Below are 19011 nucleotides of genomic sequence, written 5' to 3' on the forward strand. Positions count from 1 at the left end.
GTGTGCTCTCCGGTCGTCGGGCACCCAGGGTCAAGAGATCCCGAATTCCTGGTCGATGAGGGCCAGGAGTTGGTCGTCGGTGGCCTCGTCCAGGTCGGCACCGGCGCTCTCGGGCTCGGTGTCGACCCGGCGCAGCAGGCCGCGCAGCCGGTCGGCGAGTTCACCGCGGACCCCGTCGGGGACGGAACCCGCGTTCTGGGCTGCCGCCACAGCGGCCTCCAGCCGGGCCAGCTCGTCCAGCAGCGGCAGCGGCGGCGGGGCGGTCCGGGCTTCGAGCAGTCCGTACACGTGCTCGGCCAGCGCGGCGGGCGTGGCCCGGTCCAGGACCACCGTCACGGGTAGGTCCAGGCCGGTCAGCTCGTTGAGGCGGTTGCGCAACCGGACGGCGGCCAACGAGGTGCCGCCGGCGTCGAGGAAGCCGCGCAGCGGGTCCACGGCCTCGGATCCGTCATGGCCCAGGACCGCGGCGGTCTCGCCGCGGACCAGTTCCAGAACGGCCCCGGCGCGCTCGTCCGCGGAGAGCCCGGCCGGCGGGGACCAGCCCTCCGCGGCGGTCTCGGGTCCGCCCGCGTCGGAGGCGGGAACGGTCGCTGCGGAGGGCGCGGTGGTGCTCCGGTCGCGCCAGTAGCGACGGCGCTGGAAGGCGTAGGTGGGCAGGTCCACGGTGCGGACGCCGTCACCGAACACGGCCGTCCAGTCGGGGACGGCACCGTGCGCGAACGCCTCGGCCAGGGCGGCCCGGAAGCGGTCGAGGCCGCCCTCGTCACGGCGCAGGGTGGACACGGCGGCGGCGTCGCGCGCCCCCTCGGCCTCGAAGGTCTCCAGCAGCACGGGCGAGAGCACCGGGTGCGGCCCGACCTCGACGAACAGGTCGTGGCCGTCGCTGAGCAGGGCCCTGACCGCGTCGTGGAAACGGACCGGCTCGGCGAGGTTGCGGTACCAGTAGGAGGCGTCCAGCTCTCCCTCCCCCGCCACGGCACCGGTGAGGCAGGAGAGGAAGGGGACCTCCCCGGCCCGGGAGGAGATCCGGGCCAGGTCGGCGTGGATGCGCTCGCGCAGCCGGGCGACGTGCGGGGTGTGGGAGGCGTAGTCCACGGCGACCAGGCGGGCCCGCACCCCCTGCTCCTCGTACTCCTTGACCAGGTGGGCGACGGCCTCGGGCTCACCCGCCACCACGGTGGAGGACGGTCCGTTGACGACGGCGATGTGCAGGTCGGCGCCGCGGCCCTCCAGGTCGGCGCGGACCCGGTCGGCGGGCAGCGCCACCGACGCCATCGCGCCGGTCCCCGACAGTTCCAGGACGGCGCGGCTGCGCAGCGCCACCACCGCGGCGGCGTCCTCCAGGGACAGCAGTCCGGCGACGCAGGCTGCGGCGACCTCGCCCTGGGAGTGGCCCACGACGGCGTCGGGGTGCAGCCCGTGGGAGCGCCACAGGGCGGCCAGGGCCACCATGACCGCCCACAGCGCCGGCTGGACGACGTCGACGCGCTCCAGGGAGGGCGCGCCGGGGTCGCGGCGCAGCACGGCGGTCAGCGACCAGTCGGTGTGCGGCGCCAGGGCGCTCTCACAGTCGGCGATGGTCCCGGCGAACACCGGGGAGTCGGCCAACAGGTCCGCGGCCATGCCGGCCCACTGGCCGCCCTGTCCGGGGAACACCCACACGGTGCGGCGGTCGGGGCGGGCCCGGCCGGTGACGACGCCGGGGGCGGGCCGGCGCTCGGCCAGTGCCGACAGCGAGGAGAGCAGGGTGTCGCGGTCCCCGCCGCAGGCGACGGCGCGGTGTTCGAAGGCGTCGCGGGCGGTGGCCAGGGTCCACCCGACGTCGACCGGGTCCAGGCCGGGGTCGGCGGCGACGCGGTCGCGCAGCCGGGCGGCCTGCCCGGCCAGGGCGGCGGGGGTACGGGCCGACAGCGGCCACAGCACCGTCCCGGGGGCGGCGGTGCGTTCCGCGGACTCCGCCTCGGGTCCGGCGAAGGCCTGTTCTACGACGATGTGCGCGTTGGTGCCGCTCATCCCGAACGAGGACACCGCGGCACGGCGCGGGGCCCCGGTCTCGGGCCAGGTCCGCCGCCGGTCCAGCAGCCGGACGGTGCCCTCTGACCAGTCGACGTACGCGGTGGGTTCGTCGGCGTGCAGGGTCCGCGGCAGCACCCCGTGGCGCAGCGCCAGCACCAGCTTGATCAGCCCGGAGATCCCGGCGGCGGCCTGGGCGTGGCCCAGGTTGGACTTGAGGGAGCCCAGCCACAGCGGCCGGTCGGGGGTGTGCGCCCGCCCGTAGGCGGCGATGAGGGCCTGCGCCTCGATGGGGTCGCCCAGCCGGGTGCCGGTGCCGTGCGCCTCGACCAGGTCCACGTCGGCGGGGGTCAGCCGGGCGTCGGCCAGGGCGGCGCGGATCACCCGCTCCTGGGCGGGGCCGCTGGGGGCGGTCAGCCCGTTGGAGGCACCGTCCTGGTTGACGGCGCTGCCCCGGATCACGGCGAGCACGGGGTGCCCGGCCCGGCGGGCGTCGGACAGCCGCTCCAGGACGATCATCCCGGCGCCCTCGGAGAACCCCGCACCGTCGGCCCCGGCCCCGAACGCCTTGCAGCGGCCGTCGGCGGCCAGGCCGCGCAGGTGCGTGAACTCGGTGAGGATGCCCGGCTGCGCCATGACGGTGGCCCCGCCCGCGAGCGCGAGTGCGCATTCCCCTGCACGCAGGGCCTTCACGGCCAGATGCACGGCCACGAGGGAGGAGGAACAGGCGGTGTCGACGGTGACCGCCGGGCCGGTCAGGCCCAGGGTGTAGGAGAGGCGGCCGGAGGCGACGCTGGTGGTGGTGCCGCTGACCGCGAACCCGTCGTCGGGGGCGTCGGTGAGGGAGGGCCCGTACTCCTGGGCGATGGCGCCCACGTAGACGCCGGTGTCGCTGCCCGACAGCGAGGACGGGACGATGCCGGAATGCTCCAGGGCCTCCCAGGCCACCTCCAGCAGCAGCCGCTGCTGGGGTTCCATGGACTCGGCCTCGCGGGGGGAGATGCCGAAGAACCCGGGGTCGAAGTCGGCGGCCCCGGACAGGAACGCCCCCCGGGACATGGCCGAGCGGGGGCGGCCGGGGTCGTCGCCCAGCAGGGACTCCAGGTCCCAGCCTCGGTCCCCGGGCAGCGGGCCCCGCACCTCGTCACCGCGTTCGAGCAGGTCCCACAGGGCTCCGGGGGTGTCGATGCCGCCGGGCAGCCGGCAGCCCAGGCCGACGACGGCGACCGGCTCGGGGGACCGGTCCAGTTGTTCCTGGAGGCGTTCGTTCTTCTTGAGCGCCGAACGCAGGGCCGTGACGAGTTTGGCGGTCTGATCACTATCGGTGGCCATCAACGGTCTCCTGTTCGCCTTCGGTGAAAGGGTCGTCGTCCCCGCTCAGGGCGAGGTCGAGCAGGCCTTCCACGTCCATGTCGTCGATGCGGCTGTCCTCGGTGTCCTCCGGTCCGTGGCCGCCAGGAGCGGGTGCGGCGGGTGCGGGCTCCGGCACGACGGGGAAGAGCGCCCCGTCGACGAAGCGGGCCAGCGCCCGCGGGGTCGGGTGGTCGAAGACCGCGGTGGCGGGCAGCCTCAGGCCGCAGGCGGCCCCCAGGCGGTTGCGCAGTTCCACCCCGGTCAGGGAGTCCAGGCCCAGTTCCTTGAAGGGCCGGTCGGCGGGCACGTCGGCGGTGCCCGCCTCGCCCCGGCCCAGGACGACGGCGGTGTGCTCGCGCACGGCCGCGACCAGGGTCCGCTCCCGTTCGGCGCCGGTGAGCCCGGCCAGGCGGGCGGCCGCCAGCGGCGGTTCGGCGGCCGCGGGTCCGGCCGTCTCCCCCCGGTCGCCGAGCAGCTCGCGCAGGATCGGGAGGTCCGGGGCGGCCTGCGTGTCGAGCAGGGCGGGGGCGAGCACGGCCCGGTCCAGGTAGAGGGCGGCGTCCATGCGGGCCAGGGCGCGGTCGGTGGCCATGGGCAGCAGGCCGCCACGGCCCAAGGTGTCCAGGTCGCCGTCGTCCAGGTGGCCGGTCATCCCGCTGGCCTCACCCCACAGGCCCCAGGCCAGGGACAGGGCGGGCAGTCCGCGCTGGCGGCGGTGGTGGGCCAGGGAGTCGCAGAACATGTTGGCGGCGGCGTAGTTGGCCTGCCCCGCCGACCCCAGGGTCCCGGTGATCGACGAGAACAGCAGGAACGTCCCCAGGTCGTGGCCCGCGGTGAGTTCGTGCAGGTTCCAGGCGGCGTCCACCTTGGGCCGCAGGACGGCCTCCACCTTGGCGTCGTCCAGCGACAGCACGGTGGCGTCGTCCAGGACCCCGGCGGTGTGCACGACGGCGCCCAGCGGCCGGTCGAGCGATCCGAGCAGGCGGGCCAGGGAGGCCCGGTCGGCGGCGTCGCAGGCGTGCACCTCCACACGGGCGCCCAGGGCGCGCAGCTCCTCGGTGCGGGCGTCCTGGCCGTCGGCGCCGGCCCCGCTGCGGCTGACCAGGACCAGGTCCCGGACCCCGTACCAGGTGGCCAGGTGGCGGGCCACCAGGTGGCCGAGGGTCCCGGTGCCGCCGGTGATCAGCACTGCGGAGTCCTCGGGGAAGGGCACGGGCACCCGCAGGACGGTCTTGCCGACGGTCTCGCCGCGTTGCAGGGCGCGGAACGCCTCACGGGCGCCGCGGACGTCGTGCACGGTGGTGGGCAGCGGGCGCAGCACCCCGGAGGCGAACAGCTCCATGACGCGTTCGAGCATCTGCCCGATCCGCTCGGGGGCGACCTCCGGCAGGACGAACGAGTGGTACCCGCGACCGGGATGGGCGGCGGAGACCTCCGCCTCGTCCCGGACGTCGGTGCGGCCCATCTCCACGAACCGGCCGCCCGCACCGGACCCGCCGCCCGGGGCGCGCAGCAGGCGCAGCGAGGCGTCGACGAACTCGCCGCTCAGGGAGTTGAGGACCACGTCGAACCCGCGTCCGCCGTTGGCGGCCCGCAGGGAGATCTCGAAGTCCAGGGTGCGGGAGGAGGCCAGGTGCTCGTGGGGGACTCCGTACTCGACGGCGGCCTTCCACTTGTGCGGGCTGGCGGTCCCGAACACCTTGGCGCCCATGTGCCGGGCGAGCTGGACGGCGGCCAGCCCCACCCCGCCCGCGGCGGCGTGGACCAGTACGCTCTCCCCGGGCCGGACCGCCGCGATGTCCACCAGGGCGTGGTAGGCGGTGAGGAAGGCGACGGGCACGGCCGCGGCCTCCTCGAAGCCCCACCCCTCGGGGATGCGTCCCAGACACCGCCGGTCGGCGATCGCCACCGGGCCGAACGCCGAGCCGAACATCCCGGCCACCCGGTCGCCGGGGGTCAGGTCGGTGACCCCGGGGCCGACCTCCAGGACGGTCCCCGCACCCTCCAGGCCGATGCCGTAGTCGTCGGGGACCATGCCCAGGGCGACCACGACGTCGCGGAAGTTGACCCCGGCGGCGCGCACGGCGACGCGCACCTGGTGCTGGCCCAGGGGCGTGGCCGCCTCGGGGGCGGGCACCGGAGAGACCGAGTCCACGGAACCGGGGGCGGTGGCGGCCAGCCGCCACAGCGGGCCGGGCGGCACGAGGTCGCCCGCCGCGGCCGCGGGCACCAGTCGGGGCACCAGCACGCGGCCCGAGCGCAGGGCGACCTGGGGCTCGCCGAGAGCGGTGATCCGGGCCAGCACCCGGTGGGAGTCCTCCGCCCCGTCGGAGTCCACGATCACGAGGCGGTCGGGGTGCTCGCGCTGGGCGGAGCGGAGCAGTCCCCATACGGAGGAGGCGGCCAATCCGCTGAGCCGGTCGTCGGGGTGGGCGACCACCGAGCGCCAGGTGACGAGCACGAGGCGGGCGTGGGCGGTGCGCGGGTCCGACAGCCAGGTGCGCACCGAGGCCAGTGCGGAGGACAGCCCCTCGCGAACGGCGTCGGGCAACGACCCGTGGTCGGCGTAGACGGCGCGGGCGGGCAGTTCGGCGTACACGACGTCGGGCACCGGACCTTCGAGGGCCGAGCCGTCCAGGGAGGGCAGGTCGACGGGGATCACGCCGTCGGTAGCGGGGCCGTCGACCTCCTGCCAGTGCACCCGGTACAGGTCGGGTTCCTCCTCGGGGGCCGAGGGCAGGGCGGCGGGGTCGACCGGGCGCATGACCAGCTCGTCCACGGCCAGCACCGGCGCCCCGGCGTCGTCGGCGCAGACCAGCCGGTAGCGGTCGCCGTCCAGGTGCTCCACGAGGGTGCGCAGGACGCGCGGCGGCGAGGAGAGGGGGGCGGCGCGCACCCCGCTCCAGGCGAACGGCACCAGCGGGGCGCCTCCCCCGGGGGCGCCGTGCAGCAGGACCGCGTGCAGGGCCGCGTCGAGCAGGGCCGGGTGCGGTCCGGTGAAGGGACCGCGCGCGGTGCCGTCGGGCAGCGCGGTCTCGACGAGCAGCGCGCCCTCGACCCGCCGCCACACCCGGCGCAGTCCGCGAAAGACCGGACCGTAGGCGTAGCCGCGGCGCAGCAGCCCGGCGTAGGCCTTCCGTTCGTCGAACCCGGCGTCCACGACGCCCCCGCCCGGCCAGTCCGCCGGGACCACCGCGTGGAGCTCCGCGGCGGCCCCGGCGGATCGGTCGGATTCGGCCGGGGAGTCCGCGGTGAGGGTCCCCGAGGCGTGGCGGACCCACGAACCCCCGGGTCCGCGAGCGTGGACCGCGAGGGCCCGATGGCCGTCGGCGGTCGGGGCGGAGACCGTGACCTGTAGGTCCACCGCACCGCCGCGCGGGAGCAGGACCGGGCTCTCCAGGGCGAGGTCGGCGATCCGGGGGGCACCGGTGCGGGCACCGGCGTGCAGGGCCAGCTCCACCAGGGCGGTACCGGGCAACAGGGTGCGGCCGAGCAGCCGGTGGTCGGCGGTCCAGGCGGGGGCGCCGGCCCCGACGGAGCCGGTGAAGACGGTGTCGCCGCCGACCAGTTCCAGCCCTCCGTCCAGGAGCGGGGGCGCGGCCGACGGCGCGGGGGCCGCGGCCGGCTCCACCCAGTGGCGGCGCCGCTGGAAGGGCAGATCCGGCAGGTGCACCGGGGCTCCCTCGTCGGCGACGCCCTCCAGGATCAGGTGGGCGTTGGTACCGCTGATCCCGAACGAGGACACCGCGGCACGGCGCGGGCGGCCGGTGTCGGGCCAGGGTTCGCCGTCGGTGAGCAGCCGCACGCCGCTGCCCTCCCACTCCACGCGCGGGGTGGGCGCGTCGGCGTGCAGGGTGCGGGGCAGCCTGCCGTGGCGCAGTGCCTGAACGGTCTTGATCACCCCGGCCACACCGGCTGCGGCCTGGGAGTGCCCGATGTTGGACTTGAGGGAGCCCAGACGCAGCGGTTCGTCGCGCTCGTCCCCGTAGACGGAGATGAGGGCGTTCGCCTCGATCGGATCGCCCAGGCGGGTTCCGGTGCCGTGCGCCTCCACGGCGTCCACCTCGCCCGGACGGAGTCCGGCGGCGGCCAGGGCCTGCCGCAGGACACGTTCCTGGGCGGCGGGGTTGGGGGCGGTGAGCCCGTTGGAGGCGCCGTCGGAGTTGACAGCGCCGCCCCGGATCAGGGCCAGCACGGGGCGCCCGGCCCGACGGGCGGCGGAGAGGCGCTCCAGGAGGATCACGCCGACGCCCTCGGCCCAGGCGGTGCCGTCGGCGTCGGCGCCGAACGCCTTGCAGCGCCCGTCCGCGGACAGCCCGCGCTGGGCGGAGAACTCCAGGAACATGCCGGGGGTGGACATCACGGTGACCCCGCCGGCCAGGGCCATCGCGCATTCGTTGCGGCGCAGCGACTCCGCGGCCTGGTGGATCGCCACGAGGGAGGAGGAGCAGGCGGTGTCGACGGTCAGCGCCGGTCCGTGCAGGCCCAGCACGTACGCGATGCGGCCCGAGGCGACACTGGTCGTGGAGCCGGTGAGGCGGTACCCGCCGTCGCCCTCCCGGGCCGGGTCGGCGAGCCGCGGCCCGTAGTCGGAGGCCATCGCGCCGACGAACACGCCCACCGAGGATCCGCGCAGGTCGTCGGCGGTGAGGCCGGCCCGGTGGACGGCCTCCCAGGAGGTCTCCAGGAGCAGGCGCTGCTGGGGGTCCATCGCGTCGGCCTCGCGGCGGGAGATCCCGAAGAAGTCCGCGTCGAACAGGTCGGCGTCGTAGAGGAACCCGCCCCGCCGGGTGTAGGTGCGCCCGGGGGTCCCGGGGGTGGGGTGGTAGATCGCGTCGGTGTCCCAGAAGCGGTTGTCGGGGAAGTCGCCGGTGGCGTCCACCCCCTCCTCGACCAGGCGCCACAGCGCCTCGGGGGAGGTCGCCCCACCGGGCAGCCGGCAGGCCATCGCGGTGATGGCGATCGGGTCGTCCCCGGCCGCGGCGGCCGCCGGCGGTGGCGGGGTCCCGACCGGCTCCGGAGCCGGGGTCGGCCGGGGCGCGGCGGCCGGGGCGGTGCCCCCGTTCAGGACGACCTCGTCCCGGCCCAGTTCACCGGCGAGGAACCGGGCGAGCGCCGCCGGAGTGGGCTGCTCGAACAGGACGGTGTCGCCGAGCCGCACCCCCGTGGCCCGGTCCAGGGCGTCGCGCAGCTCCAGCATCATGATCGAGTCGAAGCCCAGGTCGCGGAAGGCGCGCTGCTCCCCGCCGGGCGCCAGCGAGCCGCGGGACAGCACCCGGGCGGCCTTCTCGCACACCAGTTCCAGCACCGAGGCGGTGCGCTCGGGCGGCACCGACGCCTCCTCCGGGGCCGCCGACCAGTCGACGGTGGCCCCGGTGCGCGCCCCGGTGGCGTTCTCGGGCCAGAACCGGCGGCGCTGGAACCGGTAGGAGGGCAGGTCGATGCGGTGCGCCCCGGTGCCCTCGAACAGACTCGGCCAGTCGATGTCGACCCCGGCGGTGAAGGCGCGGGCCGCCGAGTTCAGCAGCTGTGCCTGGTCGCCCTCACCCCGGCGCAGGGTCTTGAGGACGTGTCCGGCCACCCCGGCCCGGTCCAGGGAACTCCGCAGGCCGTGCGCGAGCACCGGGTGCGGGCCGACCTCCAGGAACACCCGGTGGCCGTCGCCGACCAGGGCGTCGACGGCGTCGGAGAACCGTACGGGGTTGCGCAGGCCCGCGTACCAGTAGTCGGCGTCCAGCGGCAGGTCGCCGAGTTCGGCGCCGGTGAGCGTCGAGTAGAACGGGACGTCGGGGGCTCGTCGGTGCACCCGGCCCAGGTACTCGGCGACGCGGTCGCGGATGAGCTCGACGTGCGGGGAGTGCGAGGCGTAGTCCACGTCGACCAGGGCGGCGTGCACGCCCCGGTCAGCGCAGTGCTCGACGGCTTGGCGTACCGCGCGGGGGCCGCCCGACACCACCACGGAGTCGGGCCCGTTGATCACGGCGACGTACAGGTCGGGCAGGGTGCGGGCGAGCTCCTCGGCCTCCTCGGCGGAGATGCCCAGTGAGGCCATGCCGCCGCTGCCGGCGAGCCCGGTCAGCGCCTGGCTGCGCAGCGACACGATCCGGGCGGCCTCCTCCACCGACAGGGCACCGGCCACGCAGGCTGCGGCCAGTTCGCCCTGGGAGTGGCCGATGACGGCGGCGGGGCGCACCCCCAGCGTCTCCCACACCCGGGCGAGGGAGACCATGACGGCCCACAGCACCGGCTGGATCACGTCGGCCCGGGCCAGGGGACCGGTCACCGGGGGCGCCTGCGGTTCGCCGCGCAGCACCGAGGACAGGGACCAGTCGACGTAGGGGCCCAGGGCGCGTTCGCATTCGCGGACCCGGGCGGAGAACGCCTCGGCCAGGACGCCGTCGGCGTTCAGCAGGTCGCGGCCCATGCCGACCCACTGTCCGCCCTGTCCGGGGAAGACCAGGACCGGTCCGGGGCCGCCGGTGGAGGCGATCCCCTCGGGGCGGACCGACTCCAGTTCGCGGGTGCCGCCGTCGCCGGGGGCGAACACGACCGCGCGGTGTTCGAACACTTCGCGGGTGGTGGCCAGGGAGAAGCCGATGTCGCGGGCCGTGAGGCCGGGGTGGGCGGACACGTGGGCGTGCAGTGCGGAGGCCTGGGCGCGCAGCGCCTCCTCCGAACGCGCCGACAGCACCCACGGCACGGGGTCCAGGGTCCGGGTGACCGGTGCCTCTTTGGTGGGCCGGTCGGCGGGCGCGGGCCCCAGCACGAGGTGGCAGTTGGTACCGCCCATACCGAAGGACGACACCCCGGCCAGCGGCGCGTGGCCGGGCCAGGGTTCACGGCGGGTGTGCACGGTCAGGCCCAGGGCGTCCAGGTCGATGCCGGGCGCGGGCTCGGTGAAGTTCAGGGTCGGCGGGATCTGCTGGTGCTCCAGGGCGAGCACGGTCTTGACCAGGCCGACGATCCCGGCGGCGCCCTCCAGGTGCCCCACGTTGGTCTTGACCGAACCGACGCGCAGAGGTTCCCGCCGGTCGGTGGTGAAGACCCGGCCCAGGGCGGCGGCCTCCACCGGGTCTCCGGCGGGGGTGCCGGTGCCGTGGAGTTCGACGTAGCCGACCAGGTCGGCCCGTTTGCCCGCGTCGGCGTGGGCGGCGCGGACGACCTCGGCCTGGCCGCGGACGGTGGGCCGGGTGAGGAAGGAGTCCCCGCCGACGTGGTTGACGGCGCCGCCGTGAACGACGGCGTGGATCCGGTCCCCGTCGGCCACGGCGCGGCCGAGCGGCTTGAGGACGACGAGGGCGCCGCCCTCACCGCGCACGTACCCGTTGGCTCCGGCGTCGAAGGGCCGGATCCGGGCGTCGGGGGACAGCCCGCCGAACCGGTCCACCTGCTCGGTGCTCTCCGGGACGAGGATGAGGTTGACCCCGCCGGCCACGGCGATCTCGCTCTCGCCCCGACGCAGGCTCTCCACCGCCAGGTGCACGCCGACCAGGGAGGAGGACTGGCCGGAGTCCACGGTGAGGCTGGGGCCGCGCACCCCCAGGAAGTGGGAGAGCCGGTTGGCGATCATCGCGCGGTGGGTGCCGGTGAGGGTGTGGTGGGTGATCGCCCCGGCACCGCCCCGGTCGTGCAGGAGGGCGTAGTCGGAGCCGATGGCGGCGATGAACACGCCGACGCGGGCGTCGCGCAGGGCTCCGGGGGCGGTGCGGGAGTTCTCGACCGCCTCATGGCCGAGTTCGAGCACGAGCCGCTGCTGCGGGTCCATCGCCAGCGCCTCACGCGGGGAGATCCCGAAGAAGTCGGCGTCGAAGTATTCGGCGTCGTGGAGGTAGCCGCCCCAGTGGGGTCCGCGTTCGGCGGAGCCGCCGCCGAGGCGTTCGGGCGGGGCCGTGATGGCCTCACGTCCTTCGCCGAGCAACCGCCAGAAGGCCTCGGGGGTGCCCGCGCCCGGTAGCCGGCAGGAGATACCGACGATGGCGATGGGCTCCCAGGCGCCGGGGGCAGGGGTTCCGGTCGGTCCGCCGTGCATCGTTGCCCTTCCCTTTCGACTGCCCTCGTCCGGCCCGAGCACAACCGCGGTCCGCGTCGCTGCCCGTGCAGGTGCACGGGAGCGCCGATGTGGCCGTGATGAAATTCGGACACCCGGCAACTCCGGAACCCACAATCTCAGAGATTCACGGCAACTACCCCACGGAACGGCATTCAGGGCCAAACAGGAACCAACCTGAAGGAGAGTAACGCGCGCTCTCAATCGCTGACAACAGCAGGAGTTTTTTCGGACGGGAGGATTCGCCCCCTGCCACATGGAGTTAATGCGCGTGGAACAGTTTACGGACGCAAGCGGAAGAAAATGGCCAGGGTTTCCGGACAAGGGAAAACCCGGCGCCCGGAGGGCGCCGGGCTCTCCCCCGGTTCCGGTCAGCCGCCGTTGCGCGCACGCACCTCACCGATGTAGCGCTGGGCCGCCTCAGGGTCGAACATCCAGGACTTGTAGTCGGACGGGCTGTCCCACCCCTGGATCCAACGGTCGGCGACCTCCTGGTACTGCACCGCCGCACCCAGCATGTTCATGATGTGGTCGGGCAGCGACTGTTCGACCATGGTGGACGCGAACTCCGCCCAGGCCTGGTTGTCCTGTCCGAATTCCCAGAACCTGTCGAAGATCCGCACCATGAAATCCTCGTCGAACGGCTTGTCGCCGTGCTCGATGATGCCCTCCAGGTAGGCCTCGGCGCACCGGGTGGAGTTGTTCCAGCTCTGCCCCACGAACGGGTCCATGGTGACCACCACGTCGGCCATGCCGATCGCGAGCCCGCCCGAGGGGAGCCGGCCCACGGGGTTGCGCACCTGCGGCGTCAGGTCCTCGACGATGGTGCTGCGCCCGTCCACCAGCACCGCGTCCTTGCACCGCTCGAAGAACTCGGGCGCGTACTTGCGCATCAGGTCCTTCATCCGGCGCAGCTGCTCCTCCGGGCCCGGCCGGTCCGGCCAGGCGTCCATCGGGCCGCCCTTCTTGTCCACCAGCAGCAGGTTGTGGGCGGGACCCTCCTGGGTGAGGATCGGGGTGAGCATGATGTTGCCCGCCTCCTCCGTCACCCCGAACCAGCCGATGTTCTCCGACTCCCCCGCGTGCGGCGGCCACAGGTCGTAGGCGTAGGCCTGGGCCAGGGCCCGGGGACGGGTCCCGCTGAACCGGCTGGTGTCGTGGTCGAAGAGCTGGCCCAGCTCCCCGTGGCCGACCGCGACGATGATCAGGTCGAACATCCGGGAGAAGTAGTCGAGGTCGGTCACGGTGACCCCGTGGATCACCACCTTCCCGCCGCGATCCTCGAAGGACTCCAGCCAGTCGGCCATCTTCACCCGGCGGTCGACCGCCACCGAGTAGCCGTTCCCCGGGTGGGAGCGGCCCCTGATGGCGGTGACGGGCTTCCCCTCGCGGAAGACGGCCAGCTTCTGCTCGCGGATCTGCGGGGAGAGCGCGCTCCAGAAGTCGAGGTCGAACTTGCGCTCGTACTCCAGGGCCGTGGGGAAGGTGAACTGGGAGATCGAGGGCCGGCCGGTCCGGATCTCCAGCGATGACTGCCCCGTGATCACCGTGACGTCGTAGCCGTGGGTCAGAAGCCCGTGGGCCAGGTGCAGGCCGGCGTGGCCCGCGCCGACGATGAGGATCTTGCGCATGTGTCGCTTACTTTCCTGGGGAATCTACGGGACGACCGGGGGGAGCGTGCCGGGGGCGGCCTCCCCGCCCGTCAGGCGACGGGCTCGCTGGCGCGGTTGTGCTCCAGGGCGTACCGCAGGAGGGCCTTGAGGACCTCTCCCCCGGACTGCCGCTGGCGGGCGTCGAAGTCGATGATGGGTACCTCGGGACTGACCTCCAGGGCCTCGCGGACCTGTTCGGCCGTGTAGTCCAGCTGCCCCTCGAACCGGTTCAGCGCCACGATGTAGGGGATGCGCTTGTTCGTCTCGAAGTAGTCGACGGCGTCGAAGGAGTCCGCCAGCCGACGGCAGTCGACCACGACGACGGCGCCCACGGCGCCCCTGACGAGATCGTCCCACATGAACCAGAACCGCGCCTGGCCCGGTGTGCCGAACATGTACATGACGAGTTCGTCGTCGATGGTGATGCGGCCGAAGTCCATCGCGACGGTGGTGGTCGTCTTGTCGGGGGTGATCGAGGTGTCGTCATGACCGATGCTCGCCTCGGTCATGATCGCCTCGGTGGTGACGGGCGGGATCTCGGACACCGAGCGCACCAGAGTCGTCTTGCCGGCGCCGAAGCCGCCGGCGATGACGATCTTGCTCGACATCTTCTTGCGATTGGACCGCTTGTCACTGGAAAAGTCGTTCGAGACCACGAAGAGCCCTCTCCAGAACCTGGTTTTCCGATGGACTGCTGCCGGTGATGGTCGGGTGAATGTACACCAGGTCCTGTTCGGCCAGGTCACTGACCAGGACCTGGGTGACGCCCAGGGGAATGCCCAACTCGGCCGAGATCTCGGCCAGCGACCGGGTCTCCCGGCACAGCTTGTAAATACTGGTCGACTCCGGCATGAGGGTGCCAGGGGGCTCCTGCCCGGGCTCGGAGGTCGAGACCAGGGTCTGCACCATCAGCGGATGCCGCGACCGCGTTCGCCCACCGGTGAAGGTGAACGGGCGAACGCGGTTACTCCTTCGCCTGCGGAAGCTCATTGACGTGGCAACCTCATTCCTGCTGAACCGTAACGGGTCACCGTCGTCAGTTCTGGATGACTTCGCGCAGCTGCGAGCGCAGCTGCGGCGTGAGCACGTGGGCGACGTTCTCGACGAGCTTGGCCATCTGGAAGCCCACGATCTTCAGCTCGGTCCCGGGGGCGGTGAGCACCGCCATGCAGGAGCCGTCGCTGATCGCCATGATGAACAGGTGTCCGTGGTTGAAGCGCACGAGCAACTGCTCGCACTCTCCGCGCTGGAACAGGCTCGCCCCTCCCACGGCCAGGCTGTGCAGGCCGCTGGCGATGGCGGCGAGCTGCTCGGCGTGCTCCTCGGGGAAGTCGCTGGAGTGGGTGAGGACCAGGCCGTCGGAGGAGACCACGACGGCGTGCTCGACACCGCGCACGTCGCGCACGAACCGGTCGATGAGCCATGAGAAGTTCTCAACACTGTCGTTCACGGGTTCAGTCATGCTCTACCTGCCTCGGCCGAGTGTCTTAGGGGTTCGGGGGATCTGCGCGTGCGCCGGGGTGCGCACGCCGGGGGTGCGGCCGCTCATTCGTCGGCCTTCCCGCCCGTGTCGTCCGTGGTTCCGTCGAGTTCCTCACCCTCGTGGGCGGCGCGTTCGCCTTCGAGGAAGTCTCCCAGTTCGTCCCGGATCTGTTCGGCCCGGGCCTCGCCGGTGAGCTTGGGGGGGGTGTCCCCGCGCGCCGGGGGGGTCGCGCCGGGGTCGGGGCGCGGCATCATGCGCAGCGGGGAACCGTGCGGGGTGGCGCTGCGCCGGGGCAGCCCGGCGGCGGTGACCGCGGAGGTGCCGTTGCCCGATGCGTCCGATCCGCCCCTGGTCGCGCCGTTGGGCGAGCCCTGGGCCGGCGTGGCGGCCGGGGGCGCCGACTCCGGGGCCGGGCGCACGGCGGGGACCGCGGCGGAGGGGACCGTGGAGGTACGCGTCTGCCCGGGGGTCCGCGGCGTGGCCACCCGCAACAGCTCCTTGGGGACGATCACGTAGGCGCTCACCCCGCGGAAGGCGCGGGATTCGAGCTTGGCGGACAGACCGTGCTTCGCGGCGATCCGGCTGGCGACGTAGAGGCCCATGTGCCGGGGGGCCTCGTCGTCCAGTACGGGCTCGCCGGACAGCCGCTCGTTGAGCTCGGCCAGCTGCTTGTCCGGGATGCCCACACCCTCGTCCTCGACGACGATCATGAGGCCCTCGTCGTCCAGGCTCTGGCCGCTGATGACGACCTGGGAGTGCTCGGGGGAGTTGGCGGTGGCGTTGTCGAGGAGCTCGGCCAGCAGGTGGCTGATGTCGTCGGCCGCCATACCGGTGATGGAGGTCTGCGGGAGCTTGCCCAGCTTGACGCGGGGGTAGTCCTTGATCTCGGACACCGCGGCGCGGGCCACGTCGAGCAGGGGGACGATCTCGTCGTGGGCGTCGGACTCGCCGCCGTCGTGTCCGGTCAGCACCAGGAAGTTCTCCCCGTTGCGCCGCATCCGGGTCGCGAAGTTGTCGATCTGGAAGAGCTTGTCGAGCAGGTCGGGATCCTGTGCGTCGGACTCCAGCTCCTCGACCATCTCCAGCAGCGCGTCGACGAGCGAGAGGTCGCGCATGGCCAGACCCGCCAGTGCCTCGTTGAGCAGGCCCGCGCCGTCCTCCCGCACCACCGGGGCGTTCGGGACCGGCGGCGCGGCGACCGCCTCGGGCCCCGGCCCGGCGGCCGGGGTTCCGGGGGCCGGGTCGGGCAGGGCCTCGGCGACCGGCTCGGCGGCGGCCTCGGCTTCGGCGGTCGGCTCGGCGGCGGTGTCCTCCTCCGCGACGGGCTCCTCCTGCCGCGGTTCGGCCCGGGTCAGCGCCTTGTCGTCCTCGCGGACCTCGGTGGCCGACGCCTGCTCGGCGAACAGGGTGGCGACGGAGTCGGTGGTGATCACCTGCGGGGGCTGCCCGGCCGTGAACACGATGACGTGCTGGACGGGCTGGCCGTAGGGGTTGGCCTGCCCCGGGTAGAACACCGGCTGGCCCTGGACCACGTAGCCGGGCGGTTGGAAGGGCGCCGGGTACATGTTGGGGTAGGCCATCGGCGGCGCGGGGGCCGGGTACACCGGGTACGGGTAGGCCATGTGCGGCTGCGGGTAGGGGTACTCGCCCTGGGGGTGGGCGGGCGGCGGGTTCCGGTAGGCCTCCGGCCACGGGGCGCGGGGGTCGGGCCCGTAGCGGTGGTCGGCGGCGTAGGGGTGGCCGGGGGCGTAGGGGTCGTGCGGGGCCTCGCGGTGGTCGCGCGCCGGGTAGGGCTCCCGGTAGGGGTTGCCCCGCGGGGCGCGGCGGGGCTCCTCGTAGCGGGGCTCGTCGGCCCCGTACTCCGGGCGGGGCGCACCGTACTCCGGCTCCGGGCGGGACGTGTGGTCGGCGCGGCCGGCGACGCGGTCGGCGTACCCGGGATCGTAGGGGCGCCCCCGGGGCGCGGGGGGCTCATAGCGCTCGGGTTCGGCGTGCCGGTCGTGCCAGGCCTCCTGGCGGTGCCGCCTGTCGGAGGCGGGGTCGGCCGCGGCGCGGGGCTCCCGGTAGGGGGTGCCGCCGTCGGGGAGGCGACCGCGGCGGTCGCCCCGGGCGGGTTCCCGGTGTGCGGGCTCGGGCAACGGTGACTCCGCGGAGGAGGGTGCAGGGGTGAATGACACAGGGGCCTCGAATCGCTCCGTCTGGGGGGGCTCCGACGCGCCACCGGCGGGGGGCGGTCCCGGTTCCTCGGACGCGGGCGGGGTCTGGTGCACCGGGGCCTCCTCTTCGGACGCGGTGTGCTCCGGCGGAGCGGTGGCTACGGGCTTGCGCGGTTCGGGCTCGTCGAGGCCGACGCCGCGCCATTGGCCGACGGGGGTGGCATCGGGTGAGACGTCGTCGATCTCGACGCGTCGGACCGAAGTGTAGGGGTTGGGGGCACCGGTACGCGGGGCCGGCCGGTAACCGTTCTCGGCGGAGCCGGAGAAGGGGCCGACGGGCCGTTCCACCGAGGGGACGTCCGCGGGGGCGCTCTCGCCTCCGCCCGCCGTCGTCTCCCCCGCCAGGGGGGAGGCGGTGTGCCGACCGCCGTCCCGGTCCGCCGGGCGGCCGGGTTCCTGCGAGTGCGGATGCACGGGCTGATGCACGGGATTTCCTTGCTCGGTCTCCATGGAGCGGGTTTCCTGGATACGGACCATACGATAGATGGCCCTGCGGAAACGCCCCTCACGCCTGTTTGCGGGCTCCTCCTCCACCGACGCCTTCGCCCCGTCCTCGGGGGATCGGGGGACGGAGCCGTCCGCCGGCGGTGGCGCCTGTGCCACTGTCTCGTCTCCTCGGCTCGGGTGGCGGTCCGGCCCCGCTCGCGCGGGATGGGGATGGGGACCCATTCCGGGGACAAGCACCCACGGCCCGCACAATTCCTGCACTTCCACCGGTAATCGTCGTTCGGTTCGCCAGACTAACAAAGGTGGACCGTGTTGGCAGAAGAATCGGAGAAGCACCGGAAAAGGGGCCTGCGTATCACCCGTGACCAGCGGTGACAAGAAGGGCGCTCACTCCGGGGAAGCGAAATATTACTGGGTTTTGTTAGCATTTGTCCAGGTTGGGACCAGAGTCATTTTCTGGTCAGCATCCCCATGAAACACTTCCCCCATAGAGGCCCGGGCTCACCCGGCCCTCGCGTTGACCAGGGCCACCCTGTTCCCCCAGGGCTGGACGTTCTCATAGACCTCCTGATGGGCCTCACCGATCTCGTCGAATCCCACGACGGAGGTCACGCAGGGGTCCAGCATTCCACGTTCCACCAGACCGATCACCGCCCGGCAGTCCGCGGTGGAGGCGAAGTGCGATCCCTGGAGGCGCTTGAGGCGCATCCACAGGAAGCGCAGGTCGATCTCGGAACGGTACCCCGACGTCGCGCCGCAGGTCACGACCATGCCCTCGTTGTCGCACAGGTAGAGCGAGGTCGGCAGGGTGTCGGCACCGCTGTGCTCGAAGACGATCCGCGGATCGCACCGCTCCCCCAGCACCTCCCGGAACCGGCGGCCGAAGGCGCGCACACCGGCGAGCCAGGCGGTGTACGCGGGTACGTCGTCCTCGTCCGGCACCCTCCCCCAGTGGTCGAAGTCCGTGCGCAGGATGGTCCCGACCGCCCCCAGCCTCCGGCAGACCGCCGCCCGCTCCTCCCCGGAGACCACCGCCACCGCCCGGCCGCCCGCGTTGCGGACCATCTGGACCGCGAACGACCCCAGGCCCCCGGCACCGCCCCAGACCAGGACCGGGTCGCCGGGCCGGACGGTGTGGGGGTACCAGCCGAAGAGCTGCCGGTGGGCCGTCGCCGCGGTCGCCAGGAAGCCCCCGGCGACCTCCCAGGACATGCCCTCGGGTTTGGGGTGGCACTGGACGTCCCGCACCAGGCAGAACTGGCCGAAGGAGCCGTGGTTGGACTCGTAGCCCCAGGCCCTCATGCTCCGCGACGCGGCCGGGTCCCGGCCGGTGCGGATGTCGTCGGCGCGTTCGTCCCAGTCGCCCGGCGACAGGATCACGTGGTCTCCCACGGCGACCCCGCGCACGCCCCGGCCCACCGCCCAGACGATGCCCGCGCCGTCGGAACCGCCGACGTGGTAGCCCTCGGTCTCCCCCGCCCTGCGGCGGGCGGCCACGACGTCGGCCGGGCTCCCCAGCGAGGCCCACACGTTGTTGTAGTTGATGCCGGCGGCCATGGTGTAGACGAGGACGTATCCGGGCCGCACCCCGGGCACGGGGACGATCTCGCGGGCGAAGGCACGACGGGGCTCCCCGTAACGCTCGGGCCGGATCGTCATGGCGTGCATGCGGGCGGGCACGTGCCCCGGCGGCGGCATCTCACCGAGGTCGTAGAGGTCCTTGGGCTCCTGGTGCACGGCGACGGCGGCCTTCCACATCCGGGGCTGGGGCATGCGGGACCGGCGACGGCCCCCCGGCCC

Annotated in this window: 8 protein-coding genes; all 8 read right to left on the minus strand. The window is 73.7% G+C overall.

From position 1 onward, the window contains the following. Positions 1-30: 30 nt before the first annotated feature. Positions 31-3345, minus strand: a complete 3315-nt coding sequence (locus tag QJS33_RS06045; RefSeq protein WP_306366858.1) for a type I polyketide synthase — start codon at positions 3343-3345, stop codon at positions 31-33. Further along, positions 3332-11395, minus strand: a complete 8064-nt coding sequence (locus QJS33_RS06050) for an SDR family NAD(P)-dependent oxidoreductase (protein WP_306366859.1) — start codon at positions 11393-11395, stop codon at positions 3332-3334. The genes QJS33_RS06045 and QJS33_RS06050 overlap by 14 nt, the downstream gene beginning before the upstream one ends. Before the next feature lie 389 nt (positions 11396-11784). Then, positions 11785-13044, minus strand: a complete 1260-nt coding sequence (locus QJS33_RS06055) for a styrene monooxygenase/indole monooxygenase family protein (RefSeq protein ID WP_306366860.1) — start codon at positions 13042-13044, stop codon at positions 11785-11787. Positions 13045-13115: 71 nt separating this feature from the next. Then, complete coding sequence (locus QJS33_RS06060; protein WP_306366861.1) at positions 13116-13673, minus strand: ATP/GTP-binding protein; 558 nt, start codon at positions 13671-13673, stop codon at positions 13116-13118. Between the two features lie 22 nt (positions 13674-13695). Further along, positions 13696-14055 (minus strand): DUF742 domain-containing protein, encoded by a 360-nt coding sequence (locus tag QJS33_RS06065; protein WP_306366862.1) that lies wholly within the window; start codon positions 14053-14055, stop codon positions 13696-13698. Positions 14056-14101: 46 nt separating this feature from the next. Next, entirely contained in the window at positions 14102-14527 is a 426-nt protein-coding gene (locus tag QJS33_RS06070) for a roadblock/LC7 domain-containing protein (protein WP_073375556.1), read from the minus strand. Between the two features lie 83 nt (positions 14528-14610). Beyond that, the gene (locus QJS33_RS06075) at positions 14611-16686 is read right to left on the minus strand and encodes an ATP-binding protein (protein WP_306366863.1); all 2076 of its coding nucleotides are present in this window, start codon (positions 16684-16686) and stop codon (positions 14611-14613) included. Between the two features lie 1026 nt (positions 16687-17712). Continuing rightward, positions 17713-18984, minus strand: a complete 1272-nt coding sequence (gene ccrA, locus QJS33_RS06080; RefSeq protein ID WP_306366864.1) for a crotonyl-CoA carboxylase/reductase — start codon at positions 18982-18984, stop codon at positions 17713-17715. Positions 18985-19011: the final 27 nt, after the last annotated feature.

Origin of the sequence: Nocardiopsis sp. CC223A, assembly GCF_030766825.1 — a bacterium.
Taxonomy (GTDB): Bacteria; Actinomycetota; Actinomycetes; order Streptosporangiales; family Streptosporangiaceae; genus Nocardiopsis.